Raw genomic sequence first — 15,931 nt, forward strand, 5'->3', positions numbered from 1 at the left:
TGTCGCCGGTTCCGTTCCGGGCTCAGAAACGTCCGCCGGACGAGCGTCCGATGCGACCCGAGCTGCCGGAGCCGCCGAACGAGCGCGGACCGCCGCCGAATCCGCCGTAGCCACCGCCGCGACGGTTCCCGTACGAACGGCCCCCGGAGAAGCCGCCCCGCAGCACGCTGTCGATGAGCACGCCGGTGAGTATGCCGCCCGCCGAGGACGAGCCGCCGTACCCACCGCTGTGCCGAGGGCGCTGTGTCGCCTCCCAGTCGGCGACGTCCGCCTGAGCGAGGTGCGACGCCTGCGCGGCGAGGGACAGGGCGGCCGCGGCGTGCTGCAGAGCGCGCGGCGCGTCCGTGGCACCCAGCTGCTGGGCGGCCTGGACGTGCCGTTCGGCCTCGGCGAGCCGCGTGCGCGCCTGGACCTTCACCGCGCCGCTGCGAGCGCCGATGTACTCGCTCGCGGCCCGCACCTGTGCCTGCGCCGAGGCGAGATCTCGGTCGAGCCGAGCACGGGCATGGTCGTCCTGTTCCTTGCTCTGCGTGGCGGCGGCGAGCGCGGAGTCGAGTTGCGCGTCGGCGGCGACGAGAGCGTTCATGGTGCCCAGCGGATCCTGCGCGCCGCGAGTCCGTGCCCGCGTCAACGCCTCGGCGACGGCGGTCCGTGCTGCGGCGAGCTGGTCTCCGCCGTGCGAGGCGAGGCGGTCCGCCGACGCGATGTCGGCCTCCGCATCGGCCATCGCCGCGTCGAGTCCGGATCGGGCGGCCTCGATGTCGGCGTCGGCGTGCTCGACGGCATCGAGCAGCGATCGGGCGCGCGACAGTGCACTCTCCGCGGTGCGCACCGCGGCCACCACAGGTCCCTGGTGACCCACCGGTTGCGCGGCAGCATCGCGCCCGTCGTCGATGCCGGCGTCCGCGAGCTCCAGCTGTTCCTTCGCCAGATCGACGTTGTTCGCCACCGGTGCGAGGACGGAGCTGTCGTACCGCCCCGCGAGGCTCGTCAGGGTCGCCGCCGCCGCGTCCAGCCGCGCCGTCTGCTCCACCTGCCCGCGCGTGAGCGCGTCGAGACGGGAGTCCGCGTCGATCAACAGGTTCCGGATCTCGTCGAACTCGGCGACCTTCTCGTCGAGGTGCCGGTCCGCGTCACTGCACGAGGTGATGATCGACAGGAGCATCTGGCGCCGCTCGTCGGGCGACTCGGGGATCGCGTCGTCCAGACGCTGCCTCGTCTCGAACGCGGCCGCGAGCGCGCGGCGGGCACCGTCGAGAGCTTCGACGAACGGGCGAGCCGCGGCCTGTCCCAGTTCGCCGACGGCAGTGGACAACTCGTCGGCACTGGCCCGGATCGCCTCGTCGGTCTCCACCAGCAGAGCACGGGAACGCTCGTCCAGGACGTCGAGCGGGAGAGCGGCGAAGGCCGCGGGGTCACTGCCGTCCAACTGCTCGGCGGCCTCCAGTGCATCGGCTCGCCGCCGCCGTGCGCGCAGCCGAGTGAAGGCGAAGGCACCCAGTACGAGGACGAGGATCACGCCGACGGCGACCCAGAGACCTGCCGATCCCGAGCCGGTGGTCGACGCCGCCTTGCCCAAACCGGTGGCTGCCGCCGTCGCCGCGCCCGCCCAGTTCTCCTCGCGCAGCGCCGGTTCGATCGAGGCCTGCTCGAGTTCGGAGATCTCCGAGTCCGAGATGCTCGACAGCGCCTGGGGAACGTTCAGGACGTACGAGCGGGCCTGCGTCGCGACCGCCATGAGCACATCACGGTCCCCGAAGTCGCTGGTGGACGCCGTGCGCTCACCCCACGAGGTGGCAGCCTGGCCCGAGAAGTCGTCGACGAAGACCACCCAGAGTCGGAAGCCCTGCTCGTCGTAGAGGGTGTCGACGGCGGACTGCACCTCGGACACCTCACCGGCATCGAGTGCGCCGGCCTGATCGGTGACCTGCTCGGGCACTCGGAACGGTTCCTCGGCGGAGGCGGGCACGCCCACACCGACCACGGCGAGGACGAACAGGATCGCGGTGGTGGCGGCACGCAGGAGCACTCGGACCCGGGTCATGGTGGGAACCTACCGGGAGCGTGGCCGAACGGTGCGAACGAGGACGAGAGACCCGTGACAACTGTCATGCCGCGGTCGTGACGCACGAACGAGGGTTCGTCCCTCGTATCGGAGCAGTGTTCTTCTCATGACCACACCAGCGATTCACCTGGATCATCTGCGGAAGTCGTTCGCCGGGCCGGGCCACACCCGCGTCCAGGCCGTCGACGACCTGTCCCTCGTCGTGCACCCGGGCGAGATCGTCGCGTTCCTCGGGCCCAACGGCGCCGGCAAGACCACCACGATCGACATGATGCTGGGTCTCGGTCGTCCTGACGAGGGCTCCGTCGCGCTCTTCGGCGGATCGCCCGAGGACGCCGTCGCGACGGGCCGCGTGTCGGCGGTGATGCAGAGCGGGGGACTGCTGAAGGACATCACCGTCGAGGAGACCGTGCGGCTCATCGGCACGCTGTACTCGACCACCCGGCCCGTCTCGGAGGTCCTGGCACGCGCAGGCATCGCGGACATCGGGGGCCGGATGGTGGGGAAGTGCTCCGGCGGACAGCAGCAGCGGTTGCGGTTCGCGCTCGCCCTGCTCCCGGACCCCGACCTCATCGTGCTCGACGAGCCGACCACGGGCATGGACGTCGAGGGCCGACGTGAGTTCTGGGCCGCCATGCGCGAGGACACCTCGCACGGACGCACGGTCCTGTTCGCCACGCACTACCTCGACGAGGCGGACGCGTACGCCGACCGCATCGTGCTGCTGCGCGACGGGCGCATCGTGGCGGACGGCACCGCGGCCGAGATCAAGAACGTGGCGTCCGGCCGACGGGTCTCGGCGATCCTGCCGGGCGCGCGGGCAGCCGATCTGCTGGTCGTTCCCGGCGTCGACGACGTCGAGATCCACGGTGACCGGCTCACCGTCCACGCGACGGACTCGGATGCGGTCGCTCGACACCTGTTCGCACACACCGCTGCTCGCGAGGTGGAGATCGTGCCCCACACTCTCGAGGACGCGTTCCTGACCCTCACCACCGACACCACCGGGAGCCTCGCATGACCGCCACCGATTCGACCACCACCACCACCGTCCGGACGATGCCGGCGCGGGGCGGATTCAACGCCGGCTTCCTCGCACTCGAGATGCGCCGGATGTTGCGGAACCGACGCACCATCATCTTCGCGCTCGTCGTCCCGCCGATCTTCTTCCTCATCTTCGGGCTGCAGGGTGATCTGAAGACCGAGTCGGCAGGATCGGCGAACGTCACCGGCTACGTCATGGTGAGCATGGCCCTCTACGGCGCGATGCTGGCCACCACGAGTGGCGGCGCCATGGTCTCGATCGAACGCGGACTCGGATGGAGCCGTCAGCTGCGGCTCACCCCGCTGACCCCCACCGCGTACATCGCAGTGAAGGTCGTCGTCGCCATGGCGCTCGGGCTCGTGTCCGTGGCCGTCGTCTTCGCCGTCGGTGCGGCGACAGGCGCGACTCTTCCCGCCGCGGCATGGGTGGAGTGCTTCGTGCTCGCCTGGATCACCTCGATCGTGTTCGCGGCGTTCGGCCTCTTCATGGGGTACCTGCTGCCGTCTGAGAACGTGATGCAGATTCTCGGACCCGGTCTCGCTGTGCTCGCCTTCGCCGGTGGTCTCTTCGTCCCGGCGAGTGGATGGTTCGCGACCGTGGCGAAGTTCGTCCCGACGTACGGGGTGGCCACGTTGGCGCGATCTCCGCTCGGGGACACCTCGTGGACGTCGCTGGTGGAGGCGCTCGTCAACGTCGCGGTGTGGACGACGATCTTCGTGATCGGCGCGATGACGATGTTCCGCAAGGACACCGCCCGCGTATGACACGTCCGGACACCGGGGGGTCTAGCGTGGCGGCGGTGAGCAGGACCACCGCCGCCGCGCTCGGCCGTCGTCAGGGCCTCGTGCAGTCACTTCGGTCGCATGTCGTCATCGAGCCGCGCGAGGTGAACGTCGACGACAGCGAGGGGACGCGACTGCGCGCCGCCGTGCGCCGAGGCTGGATCTTCAGTGCGGTGTGGCTGGCCTACCTGATCTATCCGGTACGGGCGGTGTGGAGTTACGACGGGCCTCTGTACTGGCAGGTGGCCGCAGCGCTGTGTCTGCTCGCCTTCGCCGCGGTGTTCCTGGGTGGCTTCCGCGACTTCCGTGGTCGGCTGCACGCCGAGGCGCAGGTGCGAGTACCCCGACAGTGGGCTGTGGTGGTGGCGCTGATGCTGCTGCTGGTTCCGGTCGCTCCCGCAGCCGGCGACTCCGTGTTGACGGGATGCGTGTTCGTGGCGGTTCTCGCCGTCATGACCCTCCCGCCCCGATCGGGTCTCCTCGTGCTCGCTGCGAACGTCGCCGCGGTCGAGGTGCTTCCCCGTGTCGTCCCGAAGTGGACCCCGGACGATTCCGCCGGGTTCACCGTGGCGGTGGCCGCGTTCGCCGCCTGGGGAATCAGCCAACTCGTCGCTCGCAACATTCAGCTGGACGAAGCGCGCCGTCGCCTGTCGGACCTGGCCGTCGTCGAGGAGCGCGAGAGAGTGGCCCGCGACGTCCACGACATCCTGGGTCACTCGTTGACCGTCATCACCGTGAAGGCGGAACTGGCCGGGCGACTCGTCGAGGTGGATCCGGCGCGTGCCGCCGTCGAGATCGCCGACGTCGAGAGCCTCTCGCGCGCAGCGCTCGCCGACGTGCGATCGACGGTGGGCGGGCTGCGACACCTGCGACTCGACACCGAGATACGCGGAGTGCGCAGCGCCGTCGAAGCGGCAGGGATGACACTGCACATCGAGGGGTCGGTGCGTGACGTGGCGGAGGAGTTCCGTGAGCTGTTCGCCTGGGCGCTCCGGGAAGCGGTGACGAACGTGGTGCGTCACAGCGGCGGAACCGAGTGCCGGGTGCGACTCGATGCCCGCCGGATCACCGTCGCGGACAACGGCATCGGGCCGCAGGGCGAGTCCACGGGCACCGGCCTGCGCGGGCTGACCGACCGGGCGGACGCAGTCGGCGCCGCCGTCCGGGTCGCACGGGGAAGTGACGGCGGGTTCACTCTCACGGTGACGGCGCCGTGACGATCCGACTCCTGCTGGCCGACGACCAGGCCCTGGTCCGCGGCGCTCTGGCCGCCCTGTTGGGACTCGAGCACGATCTCGACGTCGTCGCGGAGGTGGGGCGCGGCGACGAGGTGGTGCCCGCAGCGCTCGAGCACCGTCCCGACGTGGCGCTTCTCGACGTCGAGATGCCCGGGGGAGACGGCATCGCCACCACCGCCCTGCTGCGGGCGGCAGTCCCCACGTGTCGCGTGCTCGTGGTCACCACCTTCGGACGGCCCGGGTACGTGCGGCGGGCCATCGACGCCGGTGCCGGCGGATTCGTGGTCAAGGACACGCCCGCTCGCCAGCTCGCCGAGGCGGTCCGGCGGGTCCACGCCGGGATGCGCGTCATCGACCCGGCGCTGGCCACGGAGACGCTGACGGCCGGGAACTCGCCGTTGACTCCGCGGGAGCGGGACGTCCTGTCCGCGGCGCGCGCCGGGACCACCGCCGGGTCGATCGCCGGCGCGCTGCACCTCTCGGAGGGCACGGTGCGCAACCATCTCTCCGCTGCCATCGGCAAGACCGGCGCCACCACCCGCGCCGAGGCCGTGCGCATCGCCGAGGACAACGGGTGGCTGTGAGGCGCGGCGGACCGATCTCCGCGGGTGCGGCTGGCAGAATCGACGTGTGACTACCGACTACCACTACGACGACCCGTATGTGCCGCAGCCCGATCGCCTCGGCTTCGGCGGCACCGTCGCGCGCTGGCTCCGTCGGCTGGTCGCGGGCGTGGTCCTCGTGGGAGTGCTCCTCGTCGGTGGGACCGCCGTGCGGGTGTGGCAGGTGGCTCGGATCGACGATCACACGCCGTCGGACGCCATCGTCGTGCTCGGCGCGGCCCAGTACGACGGCGTCCCCTCGTCGGTCTTCGAGGCGCGACTCGAACAGGCGTCGGCGCTGTTCTCCAGCGGGGTCGCCCCGCTGATCGTGACGGTCGGTGGCAAGCAGGTGGGCGACAACTACACCGAGGCGGCATCGGGTCGGAACTACCTGATGGATCAGGGTGTTCCGGGCGAGGACATCGTCGCCGTCGAGGAGGGATCGGACACGCTGCGCAGCATCGAAGCCGTGGCGGCCGAGTTGGCGACGCGAGGCCTGACCGACATCACGCTGGTGAGCGATCCGTGGCACTCGCTGCGTACCCGCACCATGGCACGCGACGCCGGGCTGGATGCCTGGACGTCGCCCACGCGCCAGGGTCCCGCCGTGTTCACCCGAGAGTCGCAGATCCACGGAATCGCCAGGGAGACGGCAGCTCTGCTGTGGTATCAGCTGACGCATTACTCCGCCGACTTCCAGTACACGGCCAGCCAGTGACGCAGTACGACGCGGCGGACCTCGAACGACTGGTGGCGGAAGGGCCGAAGACGGCCGCGCTGGTGCTCACCGAGACGCCCGGCGACTCGCGCGGACACTTCGCCCGTGATCGCGCCCGCGTGCTGCACTCGGCCGCGTTGCGACGACTCGCCGACAAGACTCAGGTCACCGGTCCCCGCGAGGGCGACACGCCCCGTACCCGCTTGACGCACTCCCTCGAGGTGGCTCAGATCGGGCGCAGCATCGCCGACGGCATCGGCTGCGATCCCGATCTGGTGGAACTGGCCGGGCTGGCTCACGACATCGGCCATCCGCCCTACGGCCACAACGGCGAGCGAGCTCTCGACGAGGTGGCCGAGTCCTGCGGCGGGTTCGAGGGCAACGCTCAGAACCTTCGGATCCTCACGGTGCTGGAACCGAAGGTCCTCACCGAGGACGGCGCCAGCGCCGGGCTGAACCTCACTCGTGCCTCGCTCGATGCCGCGATCAAGTACCCGTGGCTGCGGCCGCGGCCGGGCGCGAAGTTCGGCGCCTACGACGACGACGCCGACACCCTCACCTGGATCCGCGAGGGCGCACCCGAGGGCCGTCAGAGCCTGGAGGCGCAGGCGATGGACTGGGCCGACGACGTCGCGTACTCGGTGCACGACGTGGAGGACGGCATCATCGCCGGGCGCATCGACCTCCGGTCGCTGGCCGACCCCAGCGAGCAGTCGGCCCTCGCGGAGATGTCGGTGAGCGAGTTCCGCGGCTTCGACCGTGACCACATGCGCGAGGCCGCTCAGCGGTTGTCGGAGATGCCGGTGGTCACCGATGCGTCCGGATACGACGGCACTCTCGTCCGCTCGGTGGCGCTCAAGCGGATGACGAGCGAACTGGTGGGCCGATTCACCACCGCCGCCATCTCCAGCACCCGGGAGGCGGCCGACGGCAGGCCTGTGCGGCGCTACGAGGCCGATCTCTCCGTACCGTCGCTGGTGCGAGCTGAGGTGGCGCTGCTCAAGACGATGGCGCTGCGCTACGTGATGTCCGACGCCGGACACCGGCTGCGACAGGACCGCCAGCGCGATCGGATCCACCGCGTCGCGGCCTGGCTGCTGTACTCGGCACCGACCTCGCTCGATCCGATGTTCGTTCCCGTGTGGAACGCCGCCGCGGACGACGCCCAGCGCACCCGCGTCGTGGTCGATCAGATCGCGTCCTACACGGAGTCGCGGCTCGAACGGGTGGACAAGGGCAGCCTCGGCGCACAGGCGTCCTGGGGTTAGCCGATCCGGGTCGGTAGGGCGGGGGAGCCGTGTCGGACCCGGCACTAGACTGGGCTCGTGGCCGGCCGGATACCTGAACGCGATGTAGCCGCCATTCGCGAACGCACTCGCATCGAGGACATCGTCGGTGAGTACGTCGCGCTCAAGGCTCCGCGTGGCGATTCCATGAGCGGGCTCTGCCCGTTCCACGACGAGAAGAACCCGTCGTTCCACGTCCGGCCGAATCACGGCACCTTCCACTGCTTCGGCTGTGGTGAGGGCGGCGACGTCTACACGTTCCTGCAGAAGATCGAGCACATCACGTTCGTCGAGAGCGTCGAGCAACTCGCAGATCGGCTCAACTACTCCATCTCGTACGAGGGCGGCGGCACCTCGGTGCAGCGCGATCGCGGTACCCGGTCCCGCCTCGTGGCGGCCAATGCGGCAGCGCAGCAGTTCTACGCCGAGCAGCTCGGATCACCCGAGGCGCAGGCGGCGCGGAACTACCTGACGCAGCGCAACTTCGATGCCGCCGCGGCACAGGAGTTCGGGTGCGGGTTCGCCCCGAGTGGGTGGGACACGCTCACCAAGCATCTGCTGAACAAGGGCTTCGAGTTCAAGGAACTCGAGGCGGCCGGGCTGTCTCGCGAGGGCAAGCGGGGGCCGATGGACCGGTTCCACCGTCGGTTGCTGTGGCCCATCCGCAACCTGTCCGGTGACGTCATCGGCTTCGGCGCACGCAAGATCTTCGACGACGACACGATGCCGGGCAAGTACGTCAACACGCCGGAGACGTTGCTGTACAAGAAGTCTCAGGTGCTGTTCGGCCTGGACCTGGCGAAGAAGGACATCGCCAAGGGGCACCAGGCCGTCGTGGTCGAGGGATACACCGACGTCATGGCCATGCACCTGGCCGGGGTCACGACGGCGGTCGCGTCGTGCGGCACCGCGTTCGGCGACGACCATCTCGCGTTGCTGCGTCGACTGCTGATGGACGACAAGTTCTGGCGCGGCGAGATCATCTACACCTTCGACGGGGACTCCGCTGGTCAGGCCGCCGCGATGAAGGCCTTCTCGGGAGACCAGAAGCTCGCTGGCCAGACGTTCATCGCGGTGGCTCCGGACGGGATGGATCCGTGCGACCTGCGCCTCGAGAAGGGCGATGCGGCGGTACGTGATCTCGTCGCGCGTCGTACCCCGCTCTTCGAGTTCGCCATCCGCGGCGCTCTGTCCGAGTGCGACCTCGACACCGCCGAAGGGCAGGTCGAAGCACTGCGCCGCACCGTGCCGATGGTCGCGCAGATGAAGGACCGTGCGCTGCGGGACAACTACGCGGCTCGGCTCAGCGGCTGGGTGGGCTGGATCGACGAGCGCATGGTGGTCAACCGGGTGCGCGAGGAAGCGGCCAAGATCGCGAAGGGTGGCGCTCCGGCGCCGCTCCGGCGGCCGGTGCGCAGTACCGAGACCGAGAAGGCCGCGCCGGTCGGACCGGCCCATCCGGCGCGCAACGACCCCACGCTGTGGCCGCAGCGCGAAGCCCTCAAGGCCGTCATGCAGCACCCCGGTATCGCCGGGTCCGTGTTCGATTCGCTGCCGCCCGAGACGTTCGGGCACCCGGCGTACGCCGCGGTGTCCGAGGCGGTCCGCGAGGCCGGTGGAACGGCCGCGGGGCTCGGGGGCGGGGAGTGGCTCGACGCCGTCGGCAAGAAGGCGGAGCCGAAGGGATTGCGCTCACTGGTCACGGAACTGGCCGTCGAGGCCATGCCCATCTCCGACGAGGCGACCCCGCGCTACATCTCGGGGGTGCTCGCGCGACTGCAGGAGGTGTGGGTCGGCCGGCAGGTGGCGGAACTGAAGTCGAAGCTGCAACGCATGTCACCGATCGAGAAGCCGGACGACTACAACGCGCTGTTCGGCGACCTCATCGCGCTCGAGCAGTACCGCCGCAGCCTGTTGGAGCAGGCCGTCGGCAGCACCACGGACGCGGAGTTTCCGGCCGTCTAGAGCTTGTCGTGCGGGATGTAGAGCTGAGTGTCGTCGACCTGCTTCATCGGCTCGAGCTTCGGCTGCGTGCTGAGGGTGTCGGCCAACTTCTGGCGTCCGGCCGACACGACCTTCTTCGTCGCGGGGGACGACGCGACGGCCTTCGTGGCCCGGCTGATCTGTTCGTAGCGGGCCCGCCCCGCCTTGGTGCCGAGCACGTATCCGGCGGCGATGCCGGCCAACATTCCCATCATGTGAGCGTGAGTCCTTCCGAGACGTCTCCCCATATCCTGCCCGACAGCGTGGACATGCGCCGTGGGCGGGGGGCGTACAGCCTGCCGAGATCTACGCGGACGTACGGAAGTGCCTCCGAACAGCCGATTTGGTGGTGTGCGGGTGTGATGAGCTAGAGTCTGTTCTCGGACGAGGACACATCCGTACGGGTCTGTTCGAGGCCACGAACATTCCCCCATAGCTCAATTGGCAGAGCATTCGACTGTTAATCGAAGGGTTTCTGGTTCAAGTCCAGATGGGGGAGCGCCTGAGACCCCCGATCACGCATCTGCGATGCGGTCGGGGGTTTTCGCGTTCTCAGCCCCATGGTGTGCACGAGTCAGTTTCGTGACGACCTCTCCGGTGTTTCAGAAGGCAGACCGTCGGGGCGGGCCCCTACTGTCGATGCGATGAGCTCCAGATCTTCGACGTGGCAGGTGCCGGCGCAATGGTGGCGGCGCGGCGAGGCGGTGCACGGTCGGACGCCGACGCCCGCGCCGTCGAAGGCGCCGCTCAAACCTGACGCGATCGACGGTCTCATCGAACGGGTGGCGGACCAGTTCGATGCCGTCCTCGATCATCCCGCGACACCGCCGGAGTGGGCCGATGCTGCCCGCGCGTTCGTTGCAGGCCACCACTCGCCCACGGAAAACGTGACGCCACTCGCGGCGGCAGCGGCGTGGATGGTGTCGACCCAGCACAATCAATACAAGATGCGAACACCGTTCGTCGTGTACTTGATCGGTCGATTCGGGGCCGCGTTCGCCGCAGAGGCTGTCGTCGTAGCAGCGGGGATGACCATCGAATATCACCCGAGTCCGCAACCCAGAACCATGGCCACTAGTTCCCTCAGCCACCGAATCGGCATGGACACCGTCAATTTCTGGGTCGACGACGCCTACAGCCGGGTGCGGTCGGCGCTCGCCGCACTCTCGGACGACGAGTACGCGGCAGTGGCGGAACGACTCGCGGAGTTTCGCGGCTCCTGCTTCGCGCGTCGCATCGCGACGTCATTCCTGTTGCCGACCGAACACGACTGGGTTGCGGCCGATCTGCAGAAGTCGTCCGGACTCGACCGCTATCAACGGAGTATCGGCCTCGTCCTGCTTGCCAGTGTCAGCGACGTGGCTGCCGTAGAGACCGCGTTCGAGCTGGTCGAAGACCGTGCCCGTGCGATCTGGAATGTTGGGATCTATCCGCGCATCCTTCACGCCATGTGTGCCAACATCGGGCCGGGGTTGGAGCCGATCGTGGGTGAGATCTTCGACGGCAATCTCTCGTCCGCCAACAAGAAGCGGTGTGCCGAAATTCTTGCGGAATTCGACACGGACGCGGGGGTGTCGAAGCTCCTGGACCGGTTGGGCACGAAACATATAGAACCTGCTGTCCTCGACGCGATGGACCGTGCACCCGAGCGGGCGGCGCGGATGTTGGAGGAGTCGGACAAACCGCTCGCAGGGGCACTGCTTCGCGACCTGTACCGAACACACCCTGAACTTGCCGGACCCGAGTCACGGGACGAGCCGACCACGCTGTCCGCGAGTGCCGTTCCCACACTTCTGGCGTCGCCGCCGTGGCTCGGGCCTCGGAAAGCGTCAGCCCCCGTCGTGATCGACGTCGACGAGCCGTCGACGGACTTGTTCACGGCATGGCTGCCCGGAGAGCGAGAAGAATGGGCCGCAGCGGGCACGCCGTATCCACCGTCTGTGTGGCGAAAGACGTGGGCGGACTTCATCAAAGAGGTGACCGATGGCCACGGGCGATATCCGCTGAGCTACGTGGCACACGCACCGGACGACATCATCCGTCCCCTACTTCCGACGATCACCGAATCGTCCTACCTGTGGCAGGCAGAGGGCGAGATCCGTCGTATCTTGGCCCGATTCGATGTCGACGCAGCGCACTACGTACTGCGAACAGTGATCACCAAACCGGCGCAGACCGTGCACGTCCTTCTACCGGTGGGCGGCAGCGCTGTAGCCCGTCGGATGGTGGACTGGTTGCAGGCGAGGTCGGTGAGGGCGAGCGCTCTCGAGTGGTTCGACCGGCACATCGACTCGGCAGCGCCTGACGTCGTCGCGTCGGTGCTGCGCCAGAAGGGTGCGCCGCGACTGGCAGCGGAGAGAGGCATCCGCACCTTGGCCCGGCGGGGTAACCGCGACGTACTGGTCTCCGCCGCAGGGCAATTTGGGCCGAAAGCGAGCGCCGTGGTGGCCACGATCGTGGACACCGATCCGCTACTGGTGCTGCCACGGACCATCCCGACGACTCCGGCGTGGCTCGACCCCGCGTTGTTGCCGCCGCTCGTTCTGAGGGACACCGAGGCGCCGCTGCCCACAGATGCCGTGCAGAACGTTCTCGTCATGTTCGCGATGTCGCGGATGGACGAGGTCTATGCCGGGATCGACATACTGCGCGACCTCGTCGACACCGATGACCTTGCCGTGTTCGTGTGGGATGTCTTCGAACGATGGGCGGCGGCAGGCTTCCCCGATGCGCAGAACTGGGCATTGGATGCCCTGGGGATCGTCGGCAACGACGACACCGCGCGCAGGCTCACGCCTTTGATCCGAACGTGGCCGCTCCAGTCCGCGCACCGCAGGGCCGCAGCAGGATTGGAAGCTCTGGCCACCATCGGTACGGACGCGGCACTCGGTCATCTCTGGACTATCTCGCAAGCACTGCGGTTCCCGGCGCTGCGAGCGAAGGCCGATACCCGCATCCGGCGCATCGCCGACGAACTGAACCTCACGCCACTCGACCTCGCCGACCGCCTGGTTCCGAACCTCGGACTCGACCCTGACGGCACGACGACATTCGACTATGGCGACCGCTCGTTCGTCGCGACCTTCGACCACCGCCTCAGCCTGGTGATCGTCGACCGCGACGGCAAGACCCGGGACCGGCTTGCCCGCCCGGGACAACATGATTCGGATCTCGCCCGTGAGGAGTACAAGCGGTACACGACTCTGCGAAAGGATCTCGGCGCGGTCTCCGGCGAGTTGATTGCACGCTTCGAGAAGGCGATGGTCGCGCACCGAACGTGGCGCATGGGCCAAGTACGTACCCACCTGGTCGCGCACCCGTTGACGTGGCATGTCGTGAGCAGGCTCGTCTGGTCTACCGGCAGTGGCACGCATTTCCGATTCTCCGACCTCCGGTCGCCCATCGATGCCGATGGTGCGCACGTCGAGATCGCAGATGAGGTCGACGTCGCGGTGGTGCACCCCCTGACTATGGGTGACGCGCTGAGAACCTGGCAGCACGTGCTCGACGCCGCGATGGTGCAGCAGCCGTTCGAGCAGGTGCACCGGGCTGTCTTCACTGGTGACGTGCGGGCGTCCATCGCCCGGCTGGAGGGAACGAAGGCATCGACACGGCAACTGCTCTCGTTGAAATCACGCGGGTGGATTCGAGAGGAGCCCCAGGACAAGGGCGCGCAGATATCCCTGGACAAGCGCGTCACGGATGCCGTGACCATCTCGATCATGGTCTTTCCGGGCTTCAACGCCGCCCAAGCTGTGTTCTCGGAGATACAGAAAATCGTCTACATCGCGATCAGTGATGGCGAGCTGACACCGATCGACGCGTCCGAACTGCAGCGTGATCTGTCGACGATCGACACGCAGCCGATCCGAGGAGACGAGCCTGAGTTGCGGGGCGAACCGTGAAGGTCCCTAACCGATAAACCAGACACGTCAATTTCACGTACCATCTAACCATGGCACTAGGAACAGTTATCCGTGATGTTTACACCGACGGTGAGCGGAAGGTCATGTATGGCACGCTAGTAAGCCTGTTGCGGCAGCCCAACTGGAGTTCCTCTGGTCTCTATTGCTACTGGGATCCATCCACTAAAGAACCTCTCTACATAGGTTTGGCTAGAAATCTTTGCACTCGTTTTGCGCAGCACAACGGTTTGGGGGGGAATAAACCAAGCGGTGGAAACAAGGGAGCTAAGATCAACGGGTGGTTCGCCGAGAATGACCGTTTGGGATTCAGCCTTGTATTGCAAGATGCCTTTGCCGATGAGGCGTACGACGAGGCTGCGGCTATCGGCGAGGGACAATTACTTGAGGGATTCAAAACGTTGCACGGTAAACTGCCGCCGTGGAACAAGATCGGCGGTAGCAAGCACGGAGCAACATACGCTGGGTCGGACACCGCTCGCTGGTTCGACTTCATGACGGGCAAGATAGATGGCCTTGTCGTTTCACGCATGACCATTCGCGAACTCGATGGTGACCCCACTGCAGAGTTTAACGAAGCTGCGGTGCACATGTCGCGGACCGCCTTCAATTTTCACTCCAAGAACGGTAAACTCGACGATTCGAGCGTTATTGCGAATCTTCGGGATCATATGACAGATGTCAATGCGCGATACCCCAGCGTGACCGGAAGCGACCTGTACGACATCGAAGAGATAATCGGCTACTTAGGAAAACCTGCTCCGCACCCCGGGGGTTGAAAGGACACGGGTGTTCACTCAAGGGGTCACCCAAACGAACAGAAGAGACCTTGCGTCAGTACGCGATGCTGTACTGAAATAGTGCCTTAAAAAATTCTACTGAAATGGTGCGTAGAAAAGGGCTGCTACCGGCTCATATCGGGCGGTTTAGGGCAGCTGTCGGACCTGGGCTAATGGCCAATAGCAATTACAGCTATCTATCGCTCAAACAGCTCATCTGGGCTTTGTTTATGTGCCTCTTGTTGATCTCCAGGCTTGGGGCCCAAGGCAGTACCCGTCTTCACTTCGAGCAGCGCCGTCCACATCTTGGACCCTCGGGCGACGCGAAAGACGGCATCCGGGATGACCTTGGTTTCGCCCTTCGTGTACGGAACTTCGACGTAGCCTTCGAATCGGCCTGCCGGTGCGCCGACACGTCCACTGATTGCGCGCGCGAAGGGCCTCACAGCTTGCATCGTGGCAACGAGTGCGGCAGTCGCACGGCGCTCTTGCTCGTCGCCGGAGCCGACGACAGAGAACAGTCGGGCGGGCGCCCAGTTGTCCCCGTCGGCGGAGACGAACGTGAAGGGCTTCGCCTTCCTCGGCACCGCCTTAGTGGTGCGCACTCCGCGACGCGTGGAGGCGGCCGCGCGCCCCGTGGTCTTGTCGGATCCATCTTCCTGAACCGATGCGGATGTCGTCGTCGTGATCGGCATGTCGACATCAGCGGACGGAACTGTCTCATCGAGCTCAGATTCGACAGTACTCGGTTCGACGACATCAGGTGCCACACTCACCACATCGTCAGCGACGGGATCGGCTCTGTCGACCACCTCCGGGTCGGGCACATCGCTGTTCTCGATCGACACCCCGTAATCGGTTGCCAATCCCTCCAGCCCACTGGTCCATCCCTGTCCGACCGCCCTCAGCTTCCACCGACCCCCTCGCCGGTAGACCTCCCCGAATACGAAAGCCGTTTCGTCCTTCGCATCCGCTGTGACGTACTCGCCCAGCGTCACGCCCGTACCGTCGATCACACGCAGGCTCAGCTTGCCGAGGTCACCGAACGTCCCCCCGGTCACGCTTCCCGCGAGCGCCACGGTCAGAACGGCCGGGTCGAGAAGTGTCAGGTCGATACTGATGCGTTCGGACATTCCGTCCTCCGCGGCACTTCGCCCGAGGTGGCGGATCGCGCCGTCGGAACTCTCAGGTTGGTTGTAGAACACGAAGTCGTCGTCCTTCGACACCGTGCCCGATTCCGCCAGCAGGAGTGCGGACGCGTCCACGTCGCCCGCGTCGTCGACCCAACTGATCAGGATGTCCATCTTCGAGATCCCGTCGGGAAGTTCGACATTCTGGCCTTTGGACAGCAGGCTCGACGTCATCGGTTGCTTCGGTTCGGTCGGCATCTCTTCGCGCACGTGTCGATCAGACCACACGGGCCGTTTCGTCGGGACGCGTCTGTGAATCGAATTGCCCGGGAGTCCTGCGCCTGCGGGCAACAACTCGTCGTGGCACCACCATGAGCCGA

12 protein-coding genes and 1 tRNA gene are annotated in these 15,931 nt (G+C 67.0%); 10 read left to right on the plus strand and 3 right to left on the minus strand.

What is annotated here, in order from left to right; all coding sequences use genetic code 11:
- Window positions 1–22: 22 nt before the first annotated feature.
- A complete protein-coding gene (locus HQ325_RS18215) occupies window positions 23–2,044 on the minus strand; it encodes a TPM domain-containing protein (RefSeq protein ID WP_222631598.1) in 2,022 nt (673 codons plus the stop codon).
- Window positions 2,045–2,171: 127 nt separating this feature from the next.
- Here HQ325_RS18215 and HQ325_RS18220 point away from each other — a divergent pair, with 127 nt between their 5' ends.
- The 7 genes from HQ325_RS18220 to dnaG are packed head-to-tail and all read left to right on the plus strand — an operon-like array spanning window position 2,172 to window position 9,701.
- Complete coding sequence (locus HQ325_RS18220) at window positions 2,172–3,086, plus strand: ABC transporter ATP-binding protein (RefSeq protein ID WP_222631599.1); 915 nt, start codon at window positions 2,172–2,174, stop codon at window positions 3,084–3,086.
- Window positions 3,083–3,874: an ABC transporter permease gene (locus tag HQ325_RS18225; protein ID WP_222631600.1), complete on the plus strand. Its 792-nt coding sequence runs from the start codon at window positions 3,083–3,085 to the stop codon at window positions 3,872–3,874. Before HQ325_RS18220 ends, HQ325_RS18225 begins: the two co-directional genes overlap by 4 nt.
- A 35-nt stretch (window positions 3,875–3,909) precedes the next feature.
- Window positions 3,910–5,109 (plus strand): histidine kinase, encoded by a 1,200-nt coding sequence (locus HQ325_RS22900; protein ID WP_222631601.1) that lies wholly within the window; start codon window positions 3,910–3,912, stop codon window positions 5,107–5,109.
- Window positions 5,106–5,714: a response regulator transcription factor gene (locus HQ325_RS18235; protein WP_222631603.1), complete on the plus strand. Its 609-nt coding sequence runs from the start codon at window positions 5,106–5,108 to the stop codon at window positions 5,712–5,714. Before HQ325_RS22900 ends, HQ325_RS18235 begins: the two co-directional genes overlap by 4 nt.
- Window positions 5,715–5,760: 46 nt before the next feature.
- A complete protein-coding gene (locus tag HQ325_RS18240; RefSeq protein WP_222631605.1) occupies window positions 5,761–6,450 on the plus strand; it encodes a YdcF family protein in 690 nt (229 codons plus the stop codon).
- Window positions 6,447–7,718, plus strand: a complete 1,272-nt coding sequence (locus tag HQ325_RS18245; protein ID WP_222631607.1) for a deoxyguanosinetriphosphate triphosphohydrolase — start codon at window positions 6,447–6,449, stop codon at window positions 7,716–7,718. The genes HQ325_RS18240 and HQ325_RS18245 overlap by 4 nt, the downstream gene beginning before the upstream one ends.
- 57 nt (window positions 7,719–7,775) lie before the next feature.
- Window positions 7,776–9,701, plus strand: a complete 1,926-nt coding sequence (gene dnaG / locus HQ325_RS18250; protein WP_222631609.1) for a DNA primase — start codon at window positions 7,776–7,778, stop codon at window positions 9,699–9,701.
- On the opposite strand, the gene HQ325_RS18255 is transcribed toward dnaG, so the two are convergent.
- Complete coding sequence (locus HQ325_RS18255) at window positions 9,698–9,934, minus strand: hypothetical protein (protein WP_027505741.1); 237 nt, start codon at window positions 9,932–9,934, stop codon at window positions 9,698–9,700. The genes dnaG and HQ325_RS18255 overlap by 4 nt on opposite strands.
- Before the next feature lie 211 nt (window positions 9,935–10,145).
- On the opposite strand from HQ325_RS18255, the gene HQ325_RS18260 reads away from it, so the two are divergent.
- From HQ325_RS18260 to HQ325_RS18270, 3 genes are all read left to right on the plus strand, one after another.
- Window positions 10,146–10,218, plus strand: a tRNA-Asn gene (locus HQ325_RS18260).
- A 145-nt stretch (window positions 10,219–10,363) separates the two neighbouring features.
- Window positions 10,364–13,624, plus strand: coding sequence for a DUF4132 domain-containing protein (locus HQ325_RS18265; RefSeq protein WP_222631611.1), 3,261 nt, complete (start codon window positions 10,364–10,366; stop codon window positions 13,622–13,624).
- A 50-nt stretch (window positions 13,625–13,674) separates the two neighbouring features.
- Window positions 13,675–14,421, plus strand: a complete 747-nt coding sequence (locus HQ325_RS18270) for a hypothetical protein (RefSeq protein WP_222631612.1) — start codon at window positions 13,675–13,677, stop codon at window positions 14,419–14,421.
- Between the two features lie 197 nt (window positions 14,422–14,618).
- Here the strand turns inward: HQ325_RS18270 and HQ325_RS22660 are convergent, their stop codons facing one another.
- Window positions 14,619–15,821: a TerD family protein gene (locus HQ325_RS22660; protein ID WP_308014707.1), complete on the minus strand. Its 1,203-nt coding sequence runs from the start codon at window positions 15,819–15,821 to the stop codon at window positions 14,619–14,621.
- Window positions 15,822–15,931: the final 110 nt, after the last annotated feature.

Source organism: Rhodococcus sp. BP-349 (assembly GCF_019835845.1).
Classification (GTDB): Bacteria; Actinomycetota; Actinomycetes; order Mycobacteriales; family Mycobacteriaceae; genus Rhodococcoides.

What these genes read in the sequence shown, in the direction of transcription:
- HQ325_RS18215 (WP_222631598.1), bottom strand. Translation starts at nt 2,044, where the DNA reads ATGACCCGGGTCCGAGTGCTCCTGCGTGCCGCCACCACCGCGATCCTG.
- HQ325_RS18220 (WP_222631599.1), top strand. Translation starts at nt 2,172, where the DNA reads ATGACCACACCAGCGATTCACCTGGATCATCTGCGGAAGTCGTTCGCC.
- HQ325_RS18225 (WP_222631600.1), top strand. Translation starts at nt 3,083, where the DNA reads ATGACCGCCACCGATTCGACCACCACCACCACCGTCCGGACGATGCCG.
- HQ325_RS18255 (WP_027505741.1), bottom strand. Translation starts at nt 9,934, where the DNA reads ATGATGGGAATGTTGGCCGGCATCGCCGCCGGATACGTGCTCGGCACC.
- HQ325_RS18265 (WP_222631611.1), top strand. Translation starts at nt 10,364, where the DNA reads ATGAGCTCCAGATCTTCGACGTGGCAGGTGCCGGCGCAATGGTGGCGG.
- HQ325_RS18270 (WP_222631612.1), top strand. Translation starts at nt 13,675, where the DNA reads ATGGCACTAGGAACAGTTATCCGTGATGTTTACACCGACGGTGAGCGG.